The organism is Chryseobacterium sp. FH1, assembly GCF_000735135.1.
Lineage (GTDB): Bacteria > Bacteroidota > Bacteroidia > Flavobacteriales > Weeksellaceae > Epilithonimonas.
Map to the genome: position 1 here is coordinate 22,564 of NZ_JPLZ01000010.1, position 13,112 is coordinate 35,675.

The 13,112-nt window shown below is 36.7% G+C and carries 16 protein-coding genes; 6 read left to right on the forward strand and 10 right to left on the reverse strand.

Annotation, left to right across the window (positions count from 1 at the left end; translation table 11 throughout):
* Positions 1-9 precede the first annotated feature (9 nt).
* From clpX to greA, 3 genes are read right to left on the reverse strand one after another with little or no spacing between them, the layout of a single operon-like run.
* Entirely contained in the window at positions 10-1,185 is a 1,176-nt protein-coding gene (gene clpX, locus IO90_RS18120) for an ATP-dependent Clp protease ATP-binding subunit ClpX (RefSeq protein WP_034970800.1), read from the reverse strand.
* Between the two features lie 49 nt (positions 1,186-1,234).
* Positions 1,235-1,624, reverse strand: coding sequence for an HIT family protein (locus IO90_RS18125; RefSeq protein WP_034970801.1), 390 nt, complete (start codon positions 1,622-1,624; stop codon positions 1,235-1,237).
* 59 nt (positions 1,625-1,683) lie between these two features.
* Complete coding sequence (greA, locus tag IO90_RS18130) at positions 1,684-2,151, reverse strand: transcription elongation factor GreA (RefSeq protein WP_034970802.1); 468 nt, start codon at positions 2,149-2,151, stop codon at positions 1,684-1,686.
* 98 nt (positions 2,152-2,249) lie between these two features.
* On the opposite strand from greA, the gene IO90_RS18135 reads away from it, so the two are divergent.
* A complete protein-coding gene (locus IO90_RS18135; protein ID WP_051878947.1) occupies positions 2,250-2,711 on the forward strand; it encodes a hypothetical protein in 462 nt (153 codons plus the stop codon).
* Positions 2,712-2,717: 6 nt separating this feature from the next.
* Positions 2,718-3,167, forward strand: coding sequence for a D-aminoacyl-tRNA deacylase (gene dtd, locus IO90_RS18140; protein WP_034970804.1), 450 nt, complete (start codon positions 2,718-2,720; stop codon positions 3,165-3,167).
* 23 nt (positions 3,168-3,190) lie between these two features.
* On the opposite strand, the gene IO90_RS18145 is transcribed toward dtd, so the two are convergent.
* The 7 genes from IO90_RS18145 to IO90_RS18175 form a co-directional block, all read right to left on the reverse strand.
* A complete protein-coding gene (locus tag IO90_RS18145; protein ID WP_034970806.1) occupies positions 3,191-3,922 on the reverse strand; it encodes an SIMPL domain-containing protein in 732 nt (243 codons plus the stop codon).
* 62 nt (positions 3,923-3,984) lie between these two features.
* On the reverse strand, positions 3,985-4,482 hold the full coding sequence (locus IO90_RS18150) for an RDD family protein (protein ID WP_051878949.1): 498 nt from the start codon (positions 4,480-4,482) through the stop codon (positions 3,985-3,987).
* A gap of 2 nt (positions 4,483-4,484) precedes the next feature.
* On the reverse strand, positions 4,485-4,847 hold the full coding sequence (gene folB / locus IO90_RS18155; RefSeq protein WP_034970808.1) for a dihydroneopterin aldolase: 363 nt from the start codon (positions 4,845-4,847) through the stop codon (positions 4,485-4,487).
* A 353-nt stretch (positions 4,848-5,200) separates the two neighbouring features.
* The gene (gene nadA / locus IO90_RS18160; protein WP_034970809.1) at positions 5,201-6,217 is read right to left on the reverse strand and encodes a quinolinate synthase NadA; all 1,017 of its coding nucleotides are present in this window, start codon (positions 6,215-6,217) and stop codon (positions 5,201-5,203) included.
* Positions 6,218-6,310: 93 nt separating this feature from the next.
* Positions 6,311-6,877, reverse strand: coding sequence for a guanylate kinase (gmk, locus tag IO90_RS18165; RefSeq protein WP_034970811.1), 567 nt, complete (start codon positions 6,875-6,877; stop codon positions 6,311-6,313).
* A gap of 10 nt (positions 6,878-6,887) precedes the next feature.
* Complete coding sequence (locus IO90_RS18170) at positions 6,888-7,481, reverse strand: hypothetical protein (protein WP_034970813.1); 594 nt, start codon at positions 7,479-7,481, stop codon at positions 6,888-6,890.
* A gap of 107 nt (positions 7,482-7,588) precedes the next feature.
* Positions 7,589-8,446: a YicC/YloC family endoribonuclease gene (locus IO90_RS18175; protein WP_034970815.1), complete on the reverse strand. Its 858-nt coding sequence runs from the start codon at positions 8,444-8,446 to the stop codon at positions 7,589-7,591.
* Positions 8,447-8,589: 143 nt separating this feature from the next.
* Between IO90_RS18175 and IO90_RS18180 the strand changes: the two genes are divergently transcribed.
* From IO90_RS18180 to IO90_RS18195, 4 genes are all read left to right on the forward strand, one after another.
* On the forward strand, positions 8,590-10,314 hold the full coding sequence (locus IO90_RS18180) for a CotH kinase family protein (RefSeq protein ID WP_034970816.1): 1,725 nt from the start codon (positions 8,590-8,592) through the stop codon (positions 10,312-10,314).
* Between the two features lie 62 nt (positions 10,315-10,376).
* Positions 10,377-11,402: a tetraacyldisaccharide 4'-kinase gene (lpxK, locus tag IO90_RS18185; RefSeq protein ID WP_034970818.1), complete on the forward strand. Its 1,026-nt coding sequence runs from the start codon at positions 10,377-10,379 to the stop codon at positions 11,400-11,402.
* The gene (locus IO90_RS18190) at positions 11,386-12,198 is read left to right on the forward strand and encodes a purine-nucleoside phosphorylase (RefSeq protein ID WP_034970819.1); all 813 of its coding nucleotides are present in this window, start codon (positions 11,386-11,388) and stop codon (positions 12,196-12,198) included. Before lpxK ends, IO90_RS18190 begins: the two co-directional genes overlap by 17 nt.
* Before the next feature lie 102 nt (positions 12,199-12,300).
* A complete protein-coding gene (locus IO90_RS18195) occupies positions 12,301-12,816 on the forward strand; it encodes a TlpA family protein disulfide reductase (RefSeq protein ID WP_034970821.1) in 516 nt (171 codons plus the stop codon).
* The last annotated feature ends 296 nt before the right edge of the window (positions 12,817-13,112 follow it).

A 13,112-nucleotide genomic window follows, 5' to 3' on the forward strand; every position in this document is an offset into this window, starting at 1 on the left:
TTAATAATTTTATAATATTGAGTCTATTTTAACTTCTTTGTTATTCTCAATATTGAACATGTAATCCTCTAACACTTTTTCCGTTGTCCCTCTCAGTCCTCTTGCTCCAAGCCCTTTATTCATCGTATCTTCCACGATTTCTTCAATAGCTTTATCAGAAAATTCCAATTTCACATTGTCCATTTTGAAAAGCTCTGTGAATTGATTTACAATAGAGTTTTTTGGTTCCTTCATAATTCTTACCAAGACGTCTTTCGTCAATTTTTCCAAGTAGGTAATAATTGGAAATCTCCCCAAAAGCTCCGGGATCAATCCAAAACTCTTCAAATCGATGGCATTGATTTGACTTAGGATGTAATCTTCATCTTCCGTTTTATTCAATTTATCTTTTGAAAATCCAATCGCTTGTTTATTAAGTCGTCGTTCGATAAGCTCATTCATACCGTCAAATGCTCCTCCTGCGATGAAAAGGATATTTTGTGTATTCACTTGAATGTATTTTTGGTCTGGATGCTTACGACCACCTTGAGGTGGAACATTCACAATACTTCCTTCCAAAAGTTTCAATAATCCTTGCTGAACACCTTCTCCCGAAACATCACGAGTGATACTTGGATTGTCAGACTTTCTCGCAATTTTATCAATCTCATCAATGAAAACAATTCCTTTCTCAGCCTTTTCTACGTCGTAATCTGCGACCATCAGAAGTCTGGAAAGAATACTTTCTACATCTTCCCCAACATATCCTGCTTCAGTTAGGATTGTCGCATCTACGATACAGAATGGAACATTCAGTTGCTTTGCAATGGTTTTTGCCAACAAAGTTTTTCCGGTTCCAGTTTCTCCAATCATAATAATGTTGGATTTCTCTATCTCCACCTCGCGATTTTCGTCCTTTGCGTGCAATATTCTTTTGTAATGATTGTAAACGGCGATAGACAATTGCTTTTTCGCTTGATCTTGCCCTATTACATAGTCATCAAGAAACGTTTTGATCTCTCTCGGTTTTTTCAACTCCTCCATCGAGGTTGCCATTGAGGTTTCCGGCGTTGCTGTTGCACTGTCTTTTACGATGAGATGCGCTTGTTCTATGCAGTTTTCACAGATAAAGCCATTTTGACCAGAAATCAGAATTTGAACTTCACTCTTTTTTCTGCCACAAAATGAACATTGATTTGGATTCATATATTTTTAGAATTCTATTAAATTAAAAAAAAGAAGTCGGAAACTTCTTTTATGCTTTTATTATCGATTGCTGAATTTCTTCGTACTCTTCAGAACTTAGTTTCAGCCTGACATTCTTGAAGTTAAGATCATCAATATTATTGAGCGGAACAAGGTGAATATGCGCGTGAGGCACCTCCAATCCAACTACGGCAATTCCAACTCTTTTACAAGAAATTGCTTTCTTGATTTGCTTGGCAATCTCCTGGGTAAACGCCCAAAGTTCTTTGTATTCTTCTGAGTCCAGATCAAATATCAAATCCGTCTCTCTCTTTGGAACAACCAATGTATGACCTTTCACCAAAGGCATCGCATCCAGAAAAGCGATATGCTTGTCGTCTTCCGCAATTTTGTAACTTTTGATTTCTCCGTCGATGATCTTAGAAAAAATACTGCTCATAAGTAATAATTGATGATTGATAAATGATCATTGATTCTTTAAACCAATAGTTCCATTTTTTATAGTGAAATCTCTAAAACTTCAAATGAAAGTTTGTTACCATTTGGCAAGATGATATCCGCTGTCTCACCCACCACTTTACCCAAAAGTCCTTTGGCAATTGGTGTATTTACGGAGATTCTTCCAGTTTTAATATCACTTTCATTATCTGGCACCAAAGTGAATTTTTGCTCACCTTTTGTCGCATTATTTTTCAACCTTACGGTTGTAAGAATCGAAACTTTACTAAGGTCAAGCTGAGTCACGTCGATGATTTTTGAAGTTGAAACAATGTCTTTCAGTTTCGAAATTCTCATTTCCAACATGCCTTGTGCTTCCTTCGCCGCATCGTACTCTGCATTTTCCGACAGATCGCCTTTATCTCTCGCCTCAGCAATTTGCTGTGTTATTTTTGGTCTTTCTATGGTTTCAAGTTGTTCCAGTTCGGCCTTCATTTTGTCCAAACCTTCTTTGGTTACGTAGTTCATAACAATAAAATTTATCGTTTGTATAAAAAAATAATCCGACCTTTGCCGGATACTATTTTGTCTCGAATTGAGTTTACAAATATATAATTTATTTTGAAATGAAACTTAAAAAAAACATATCCATTTTTACATTAATCCTGACTTTCAGTTTATTAACTTTCAATAGCTCGTGTAGCGAAAGAAACGAAACTGTGAGCTGTTTTCCTAACACTCTTGTCTCAGTAAGCACAAATCTAAATTTACAGCCTTACATCAACAATCTTCAACAAAAAGGTTGGACGTATATTGATGAACAACAAGCTGGGACTAGAGGATTGATTTTAGTTAAGAACTTAAATGGTCAAATCTACGTTTTTGATAGGAACGCGCCTCATATTTGCCCTAGTTCTGACACAACTTTAGATGTTGTTAACAATCAAAAAATAGTTTGTCCAAAAGATGGTGCAGAATGGATAATGTCTTCGGGTCAACCAATTAACGATCAAACCAAAGGTGTTGCTCCAAAAAGATATATGTTTGATTACAATCCATCTACAGGACAAATCTCTATTTACAATTAATACAATATGAAAATTGTCCTCCAGCGTGTTTCCCAGGCCAATGTAAAAGTTGACAATCAAATTGCAGGAGCAATCGAAAAAGGATTGATGTTGCTAATCGGTGTAGATGAATCCGACGAATTTTCCGACGCAGATTGGCTCGTAAAAAAAATAATTGATGCACGTGTTTTCTCTGACGATGATGGAAAGATGAATCGCTCTGTAAAGGATATCAACGGCGAAATCCTTTGCATCAGCCAATTCACCTTGATCTCTGATTACAAAAAAGGAAACCGACCTTCTTACATCAAAGCGGCAAAACCAGACAAAGCGATTCCGCTTTTCGAATATTTCAAAGAAGAACTGAAGAAATCTGGACTCAAAATCGAAAGTGGGATTTTCGGTGCAGATATGAAAGTTTCATTAATTAATGATGGACCAGTCACTTTGGTTTTCGACAGCAAGACAAAATTATAAAGGAGCAAATTTTGCTCCTTTTTTTAATCAACCTCGTATTCTAATTTTATCGTAATGCTTGCTTCTTTTTCTTTCGAAGTCGTGTTATAAGTTCCACCGTAGGAATAATCCTCGTTTGAGTTTGGCGCTGTAATTTGAATCACGCCCATGGTTGCCTTTTTCAAATTTCCGAGGTCACTTCCTGCATTTTCAGCGATTTTTTCAGCGCGTTCTTTCGCATCTTTGGTCGCGTCTGCAATCATTTGTTGTTTGACCTCAGCTAATTTTGTGTAAAAATATTGAGGCGAAGAAGAGGTAAATTCAATCCCACGGTTTATGATCTCTGTGATGTTTCTCGATATATTTTCTATTTTTGAAACTTCTTTGGACTTGATGGAAACACTTTGCGTCAAATTGTAACCTGCGAATTCACCTTGCTGATAATTACCGCTCGCATCTGTAAAACTTCTGAATTGCTTCTGAATATCAACAGCTGAAAAGATCATTTCGTTTTCTTTCACACCTTTGGATTTCAGGTAATCGTAAATCACTTTTCTGTCCACAGCCAAATCGTCGTAAGCTGTTTTCAGTTCAAAATTATTTTTGGAAAAACTTCCCGACCAAGCAATAAAATCCGACATGAAAGTTTTGGAGCCAAGTCCAGTGACAGAAACTGTATTCTCAGATTTATTTCTGTTTTTGATGGCATTTCCAAGAAACGCAGTCGCAATAATTAGACCGAGCGCTGCAATTCCAACAGCAATATATGTTCGCATAAGATTTTATATTTGAGTCTCTTGAATCAAATGCGATACCAATTTTAAGATTTTATTAACAATCAACTTTTGGTTCCAAGAGTATTGATTTCGGATTGTACGTTCAACTCCGCCTCATAACTTTTAATCAATACAACTCGTGATTCAGAGATTTTATCATGCCAGCCAATACTTCCGAAAAATGAAAACGCTTCGAATGGAATAATTCTACATAAACTACGAACCAAGACTTCATTAAAAGTCATGTCATTTCCATTGATATCAACAGCTTTTGTATTGGTTATAAACTTCCCAATCGTTCTTCCTTTTGTGTAATATTCTAAAAGCGTATAATAGGAAAGTAAAATCATAATCGAAATTAGCCAGGAAAACAACCTGTCATTCACTGCGAGGATAACCTTATACATAAAACGAGATTGTGTGGCATAGTATAAAATTCCAATCAAAGTGCCTATTAGAAATTGAAAGAGAATAATCACAGAATAATCTATAAGCAAATTCAAGAACCTAAGTGATTTGTTTGCTTGATGGCGATTGACTAATAAGTATTTTTTCATCATATTTAATTTATCTCTTTTTCAAACTCCAAGCTCACGCCTTTCATTTCTCCTCTCATTGGCGGAATTGTTTTGGTCAATTTTATTTTGATGAATGTAATTTGAGGAAACTGACTTTCAATTTTATTAATGATCCTTCCAATCACGTGTTCCAAAAGTTGTGAGCGAATTGCCATTTCTTGATGAATGATGTCATTGATCTCGGCATAATTGATGGTATCATTGAGGTCATCAGATTGCGACGCTTTCTCCAAATCCGAATGGACTTCCAGATTGACAACATAATGATTTCCGATAATGCTTTCTTCTGGTAAAACACCGTGGTAAGCGTAGATTTTTATGTCTTCGAGGATTATTTTTGATTTCATTTTTTAAAAATAGAAAAAAAAATTGAACGTAAAGTCCGCAAAGATTCTTTTATCAAAAATGAAAAAATTTTTAAGTTCGAAAAGACGTAAAACTTAACAAAGGAATAAACTATGAGAAATCTTCTATTCATTTCAAAAACCTTCTTCCTTGCGAAGCTGCAATAGGGATAGTAGTGGAAATCCTTTTTTGTGGCTGGAAGTCCCTCTCCCTTGGAGAGGGATTTAGGGTGAGGCAAAAAGATTGCAACGGATAGCCCGACCCGAGCAGTGGCCAAGATGTGGCGAGGGGATTGCCCGAATCTTCGAATTGACAAAGTAAAAAACCTCATCGCGAGGACAAGGTTTGTATTTTTCTATTTGATGCTTTTGGAAAGTTCCAACATTTCTTCGATTGGTTTGAGTGCTTTGAGTCTCAGCTCTTCCTCAATGATGATTTCCGGAAGTTCGTACTTCATACACAAGTAAAGTTTTTCCAGCGTGTTACGTTTCATATAAAAACACTCGGAGCAATTGCAACTTTCGTCGAAAACCAACGCGGGAATCAGCTCTTTGTGCGGTGCGCGTTTTCTCATTTCGTGAAGTATCCCCTCTTCTGTTGCTACAATAAACTGCTGACAATCATCTTGTTCTACATAATTAAGAAGTGCAGAGGTCGAGCCAATGAAATGTGCCAATTCCAAAACAGCTTCTTCACTTTCCGGATGTGCAATCATTTTTGAACCTGGATGGTCTGCCAATTGTTTCGCGATGCGCTCCATAGAAAACGCCTCGTGCACGATGCAACTGCCGTCCCAAAGAATCATATCTCGACCGGTTTTTTTGCTGAGATAACGCCCAAGATTTTTGTCCGGTGCGAAGATGATCGGTCGGTCTTTTGGCAAAGCTTCGATGATCTGTTCTGCGTTGGAACTTGTCACGATAATATCTGAGGCCGCTTTGGTTTCTGCGTTACAGTTGATATAAGTGGCAATCAATGCGTTTGGATGTTGCTCGCGCATTTTGTTGAGACCTTCTGCGGAACAGCCGTCTGCAAGCGAACAACCTGCAAGTGTATCTGGCAAAACCACTTTTTTGGTTGGATTAAGGATTTTCGCCGCTTCTGCCATAAAGTGTACGCCACAAAATGCGATCATATCGGCATCGGTCTCCTTGGCTTGTCTCGCCAATTGCAAAGAATCTCCAAGAAAATCGGCGATATCCTGGATTGGTCCTGGCTGATAATAATGCGCCAGGATCACGGCATTTTTTTCTTTTTTAAGATCAAGAATTGCCTTTACCAAATCGTCTCCGGTTGGGATTGCAAATTCCTTAAGATCTAGAAAGCCTTTGACAGGCATATTGTTTATCGCGGTGTCTAATGTATTTTTCATCTGTATAATTAACTTTTGAGTTTAATTAAATGTTTTTAAGTTTCAAAATATTAATTGAAAGCCAATAGCAAAACGCTAATTGCCATCAGCCAATTAATCGTTGATAAAGTTATTAATTATTTTCTCGACTTCTGCTTTTGCCATGTCAAGATCTGTGTTGATAATAATCTTATCGAAATGTTTTTGATAGGTCATTTCCTCGCCTGCTTTTTCCACTCTGGTCTTGATGGTTTCTGCGCAATCGGTATTTCTTTTTATCAATCTCTGTTCCAACTCGGCGATGCTTGGAGGCATTACAAAAATGGATAACGCTTTGTCTCCGAAGATCTCTTTCAGCTTGATTCCGCCTTTGACATCGACGTCGAAGATCACGACTTTGCCTTGGTTCCAGATTCTTTCAACCTCGGATTTTAAAGTTCCGTAATATTTGTCCGTATAAACTTCCTCGAACTCAACAAATCCATCTTCGGATATTTTCGCTCTGAATTCTTCTGGCGTCAGAAAATAATAATCTTCGGCGTGTTTTTCTTCGCCTCGCGGTTGTCTTGTGGTGGCGGAAATTGAGAAACAGAGTTCTGGCACAACCGACAAACCGTGTTTTACCAAAGTTGTTTTTCCACTTCCGGATGGTGCGGAGAATATGATGACTTTTTGTTTCAAAATTTGATTTTTAAAATTCTATATTAAATTCCTTTCTTATGTACTTTAAAATATCTACGAAATCATTAAGCTCGTTAATATTAGGATATTCTTTCAGATAAGATTCGGGGTTGTTATAATTAAATTCGTTCTGTTGTTTTCCAGATTGGTATTTTACTGAATAACCAGTTCCATCAACAACAGTCATCAATAATGTTGTCATTAAAAAAGCTTTTTCATCTTCATCGTATTCAACTTTCTTCTTGCTCTTTTTATATTTAAAAGTTTCCTCTTTTGGAAGAAATTTTATATTTCTAGCTTCAAAATTTGCGAAAATTTCCTCCAAAGATTTTTCAGATTTCAGAAGTGTTTGTTTGGGTTTTATCCATTCAAACTCATCTCTGCTGATTTCTTTTGGTAAAAACCATTGGATCAGTTCTGCTTTCCAGATTTTATCTTCTTTATAAATTCTGAAAACAAAACCGCTGTTTGTAATTCCTCTGTCTTTGTAAATTCTAATTTCTGACTCCTTTAGTTCAGAAGGAATATTTGCTAATGAATCTATATTTTGTGATTTTACAATCGCAAATAAGAAGAAAAATAAAAATTTAAGCGAAAATTGCATATAAATGTATCGCTCCTACAGAGCTTTAATGTACGTTGATTTATATCTTTCTACAAACATTTCGCTTCTTCGAAGCTTTCCTCACTAGATTCTTTTACCTTTTTTCTCTACAAAACATTCAAAGTTTGCTCCTTGATTTTCTCAAGATCATCCTTCATCTCCACCACCAATTTCTGAATCTCGGAATGATTGGCTTTTGAACCTAAAGTATTGATCTCTCTTCCCATTTCCTGAGCGATGAAACCTAATTTTTTCCCATTGAAATCTTCGGTTCTCATCACTTCAAGGTAATATTTGATGTGTTGTGAAAGACGAACTTTCTCTTCAGAAATATCCAATTTTTCTACGAAATAGACCATTTCCTGGTAATATCTTGTCTCATCGATATTCTCAAAATTCTTAAGTGCAGTTTGATAACGGTCTTTGATCGGCTGGATTCTTTCTTCTTCGTATTGAGCAACTTGATTCAGATTATTCTCAATATTCTGAACGATCTTTTCGATTTCCTCAGCCAGATTATTACCTTCAGTTTGACGGAATTCTATAAACTTGGAAACTGAATCTTGTACCACTGCGAGGAGAGATTTCCACTCGTTTTCTTCAAGCTCAGAATTTTTTGTTGATAATACGTCTGGCATTCTCACAGCCATTTTCAAATATTCAAATTCTGGTGCGTCAGAAGCAACGGCTCTTAGCTGTTCGATATAATTTTTGACAACTTCCTGATTGATTTTCACATCGTTGCTGTCTTCCAGACTTTCGCAATTAATGTAGCAATCTACCTTGCCACGAAGGATCTTGTCATTCAGAAGTTTTCTGATCTCGAATTCTTTTTCTTTATATCTAAGCGGTGTTTTGACGTTGAGATCAAAGTTCTTGCTGTTGAGCGACTTGATGTCCACCGTTATTTTTGTGCCTTCATAAACAGTTTCGGCTCTCCCAAAACCTGTCATAGATAATATCATATTGAATTTTTAAGACTGCAAAGATAATTAAAAATCTATTGGCAACATCAAAATGACTTTGGTCTTGTTTTGTCACAAACATTACACTACAAGGACTTAATTGAAAAGTAAAGATTATATTTGCAGCCGAAAAAATATGCCGTATGTATAAATGTTTATCCCTGATGTTGATGCTTCTAAGCATTAATTCTTACGCCTCTAATATTGAACTCCCAAAAGAAAGCTATCGAATCGACAATGAGAAAAGAATCATTGTCTGCAATGCCGATTTGAGCAAATTAGCATTCGATGATCAACCTGTCAAATTCAAAATTGACAATAATGACTACAACATAATAGACAATGTAAAATCGCTAAAAATTGGCGTTAGGTATATCATAGCATTGGATCAGGGATTTGTGCGATATTCTATTTACTTTACAGAACTACCGTTAATATTTATCAGTACCGATGATGCCATAGTTGACTCGCCAAAAGTATTTTCAAAGATTACGATCGTAGAAAATGATGGAAAAGTATTAGAGTCAAATGCGGGTATCGAATACAGAGGTGCAACTTCTCAGAATTATCCAAAAAAATCTTTCGAAATAGAATTCTGGAATGATAAAATTGGTGATGATACCAAAGATGTTACTTTATTCAACCTGCGAGAAGACAAAGACTGGAACTTACAGGCGATGTACAACGAACCTTTGAAGATGGCTAATTCTGTGGCTTGGGAAATTTGGGATAATATCGGCGTTTTATATTATCAGGACAAAGAGCCAAAAGCCAAAAGTGGAACAGGTTCTAACTATGTAGAAGTTTTCGTAAACGATTCTTACCAAGGGATTTTTGCAATCTCAGAAAAAATTGACAGAAAACAACTTAGACTCAAGAAAAATACAGACACAGAAACACTTGGTGAATTGTACAAAGGCGATGGTTGGGAAGTAACAACATATTATGAATTACCAGATTTTGATAATACATCCGAGACTTGGGGTGGATATGAGTTTAAATATCCTAAATCCGGAAGAGATTGGTCAAACCTCTATAATCTGCACGATTTTGTAATGAATAGTGATGATGAGACATTCTTTTCCCAATATAAAGATAAGTATGATCACAATAACCTGACTGATTATTTCATATTTCTAAATCTGTTAAGAGCTACAGACAACTCTGGTAAAAATGTTTACACAGCCAAGTATGACAAAGACGGAAAGTACTTTTTTATCCCTTGGGATCTCGATGGTGTTCTAGGTAGAATATGGGACGGATCTATAGAAAATATAACTGATGACCTACTCAGCAATGGTTTGTACGACAGACTTTGGCAAGACACAAAAGAAGATGGGTTCAGATCTGGTTTGAAAAAAAGATGGACCAGTTTACGTTCGGATTTTGTAACTGTTGATAACCTGATGCAGTTGCTAATAAATAATTATTCCTATCTAAAAGTGAACGCGGCCTACGAGAGAGATCAGATTGCAAACTCAGGTAGTACTATCTCTTCAGAATATGAAGAATTTGCATTTATACGCGAATGGATCACAAAAAGAATTGCTTATTTGGATGAGACATTCGGTCTTGAATTTCCCACTCCAACGAGTGAAGAAAGTGGAGATAAAACCAATGGTAAATTCCAGTTCTATCCCAATCCAGCAAAAAATCAAATCTATTTTATTAATAAAAACGAACCATCTGAAAATACGTTTCTGGATATAGACATTTACACGGTAACTGGTAGAAAAATCAAAACGGTTAGTCAAACCCCATTGAATCAAAGTTTATTCATCGGAAATATTCCAGACGGAAATTATATTTTAAATATAAAATCCAATTCGGGTATCAAGCAAAGCTTCAAACTAATTATAGACAAATAAAACAATCCTCTTATTGTCTCAACATGCTTTTATTTTCATAGAAATCCCTATTTTTGCAACATATGAAAAGATGGTATCTCTACCCCTTTTCCCTAGGTTATCATCTCGGAACTTCGATTAGAAACCGGATGTATGATTGGGGATTATTTTCTTCCTCGAAATTCCGAACACCAATTATTGGTGTTGGCAATCTGTCAGTTGGTGGCAGTGGAAAATCACCAATGGTCATGTATTTGGCAGAATATCTTTCCAAATATTACAGGACAGGCGTGCTTTCCAGAGGTTATGGAAGAATTACAAAAGGCTACAGCATTGTAAACTACGACAGCAATTATAAATTGGTTGGCGATGAACCAATGCAATTGTTCGAACGTTTCCGAAACCGATTCGTAATTGGCGTTTGTGAAGACCGGGTTTTTGGCGCTAAGAAAATCATTGAAGATATGGATCTCGAAGTTCTGCTTTTGGATGATAGCTATCAGCACCGTGCCATCAAACCAGGAATGAATCTTCTTTTGACGGATTACAATGACCCTTATTTCAAAGATTTCATTTTGCCAGCTGGTGATCTTCGTGAAAGCCGACACGGAATGAAACGTGCGAATATCATTATGGTGACGAAATGCCCGGATGATCTTACCGAGGAGAAAAAGCAGTTTTATATTTCCAGAATCCGACCTCAGCATTACCAAAAAGTATTTTTCTCCGCAATCGCTTATGACGAAAGCATCATTGGGATTGATAGTATGATGCCAGTTAAAAATCTGGATTATTATGATGTATTGTTGATTACAGGAATTGCAAATCCTTCTCAATTATTGAAAGAGTTGTCGAAATACAACAAAAAAGTCAAGCATCTTCAATACAAAGATCATCACAATTTCACAGATGACGACATCAAAAAAATATCAGCAGAATACAAAAAACTCGGTGAGTACAAGGTCATCTTGACAACCGAAAAAGATTATGTTCGCCTAAAATCTTTTGATTATCTTCGAAACAAGATTTTCTACTGGCCAATCAATGTAGAGATCGACAAGCGCGAGGACTTTAACCAGATCATTCAAAATTATGTTAGAAAAGTATAAAGAGACAGCAGAATTTATCAAGAATATTATCGGAGAAACACCAGATTTTGCGATTGTATTGGGTTCTGGTTTAGGAAAACTTCAGCACGAGGTTGAGGCGATTCACACTTTAGATTACAAAGACATTCCTAATTTTCCTCAAACCACAGTTGTCGGTCACGGCGGAAAACTGATCTACGGGATTTTGGAAGGTAAAAAAGTATTGATGATGAGCGGCCGTTTTCATTATTACGAAGGTCATTCCATCGAAACTGTCACTTTTCCTTTCCGCGTTTTCCATTTGTTGGGAATCAAGAATCTGATTCTTTCCAATGCTTGTGGTGGCGTGAATCCAGACTTCAAAGTGGCTGACATTATGATTCTGACAGACCACATCAATATGTTGCCGGAACATCCATTGAGAGGAAAAAACCTCGACGAGTTCGGACCTCGTTTCGTAGATATGAGCGAACCGTACAACCGCAAAATGATCGAGATTGCAAAATCTGTAGCAGTTGAAGAAAAAATTGATGTCAAAGAAGGTGTCTACGTCGCTTTGACGGGACCAACTTTCGAAACACCAGCAGAATACGGCATGATCAAAGCCATCGGCGGTGACGCAGTTGGAATGAGCACCGTTCCGGAAGTGATTGTTGCGAAACATCAAGGGATGGACTGCTTCTGTCTATCGATCATCACCGATCTTGGTGGACCAGACATTGCCTTCGCAGTTTCTCACGATGAAGTTTTGGAAGCCGCCAACAAAGCGATGCCAAATGTCATCAAGATTGTAAAAGGTCTGGTAAGGAATTACTAATATCATTCAAAATATAAATCATCAAGACAGCTTTTTTCGCTGTCTTTTTTTATTCCGGTGTAACATAATATTCATAACTTCGTTCATCAAAATTTAAAAATAATGAAGAGGATTTTAATTTATCTATTATTAATGGTTTTCCAATTTGGATTTTCACAGGAAGTTCCAAAAGTTCTGAAAACCAAATTTTCCAAAGAAGCTTTAGCTCAAAAATTACAAGACACGAACGGGAAAGAGATCTCTATGACCGAAATCCTGAAGCAACACAAAGGCAAAGTTGTCATTCTAGATTTCTGGGCTGGCTGGTGCAGAGATTGCCTCAAAGCATTTCCGAAAGCTAAGGAATTGGAAGAAAAGAATCCCAACGTCAATTTCGTTTTTCTTTCATTGGAGCGCTCAAAAGATGGTTTTATGAAAAGCCTTGATAAGCACGAGATGACAGACAAAGAAAATTATTGGTTCGCGTCTGGCTGGAAGAATGATTTCAACAATTACATCGACCTCAACTGGATCCCGAGATATATCATTGTTGACCAGAAATCCAACATTGCAAAATATTACGCAATCTCGCCCGAAGATCCGGAGATTCAAACCACGATTGACAAGCTTACCAAATAACATCAACTTCCCGAAAATTTTCGGGATTTTTTTTGATTAAATTTGTCGTAAAATTATGGCAGCTTTATCCGCCTTCCGTTCCCAAACCTAACGAAGTGGTTCGACGCAGTCAATCTTTTTGCCTTGGCTTATCCAGCCACAAAAAAGGATTTCCACTCCTTTAGATTTGCAATAATAAAATATGATTGGAAAATATTAAATTTAGAAAAGAGAAAAGCATTTAATTAAACTTTGCTCCGCTCCGGGAAAAACCCATGGCTTGATTTAGAATTAAATGCTCTTTCTTTCATTGAGAT

What these genes read in the sequence shown, in the direction of transcription:
- lpxK (WP_034970818.1), top strand. Translation starts at nt 10,377, where the DNA reads ATGAAAAGATGGTATCTCTACCCCTTTTCCCTAGGTTATCATCTCGGA.
- IO90_RS18190 (WP_034970819.1), top strand. Translation starts at nt 11,386, where the DNA reads ATGTTAGAAAAGTATAAAGAGACAGCAGAATTTATCAAGAATATTATC.
- folB (WP_034970808.1), bottom strand. Translation starts at nt 4,847, where the DNA reads ATGAAATCAAAAATAATCCTCGAAGACATAAAAATCTACGCTTACCAC.
- clpX (WP_034970800.1), bottom strand. Translation starts at nt 1,185, where the DNA reads ATGAATCCAAATCAATGTTCATTTTGTGGCAGAAAAAAGAGTGAAGTT.
- IO90_RS18125 (WP_034970801.1), bottom strand. Translation starts at nt 1,624, where the DNA reads ATGAGCAGTATTTTTTCTAAGATCATCGACGGAGAAATCAAAAGTTAC.
- IO90_RS18145 (WP_034970806.1), bottom strand. Translation starts at nt 3,922, where the DNA reads ATGCGAACATATATTGCTGTTGGAATTGCAGCGCTCGGTCTAATTATT.
- greA (WP_034970802.1), bottom strand. Translation starts at nt 2,151, where the DNA reads ATGAACTACGTAACCAAAGAAGGTTTGGACAAAATGAAGGCCGAACTG.
- IO90_RS18180 (WP_034970816.1), top strand. Translation starts at nt 8,590, where the DNA reads ATGTATAAATGTTTATCCCTGATGTTGATGCTTCTAAGCATTAATTCT.
- dtd (WP_034970804.1), top strand. Translation starts at nt 2,718, where the DNA reads ATGAAAATTGTCCTCCAGCGTGTTTCCCAGGCCAATGTAAAAGTTGAC.
- IO90_RS18195 (WP_034970821.1), top strand. Translation starts at nt 12,301, where the DNA reads ATGAAGAGGATTTTAATTTATCTATTATTAATGGTTTTCCAATTTGGA.
- nadA (WP_034970809.1), bottom strand. Translation starts at nt 6,217, where the DNA reads ATGAAAAATACATTAGACACCGCGATAAACAATATGCCTGTCAAAGGC.
- IO90_RS18175 (WP_034970815.1), bottom strand. Translation starts at nt 8,446, where the DNA reads ATGATATTATCTATGACAGGTTTTGGGAGAGCCGAAACTGTTTATGAA.
- IO90_RS18135 (WP_051878947.1), top strand. Translation starts at nt 2,250, where the DNA reads ATGAAACTTAAAAAAAACATATCCATTTTTACATTAATCCTGACTTTC.
- IO90_RS18170 (WP_034970813.1), bottom strand. Translation starts at nt 7,481, where the DNA reads ATGCAATTTTCGCTTAAATTTTTATTTTTCTTCTTATTTGCGATTGTA.
- IO90_RS18150 (WP_051878949.1), bottom strand. Translation starts at nt 4,482, where the DNA reads ATGATGAAAAAATACTTATTAGTCAATCGCCATCAAGCAAACAAATCA.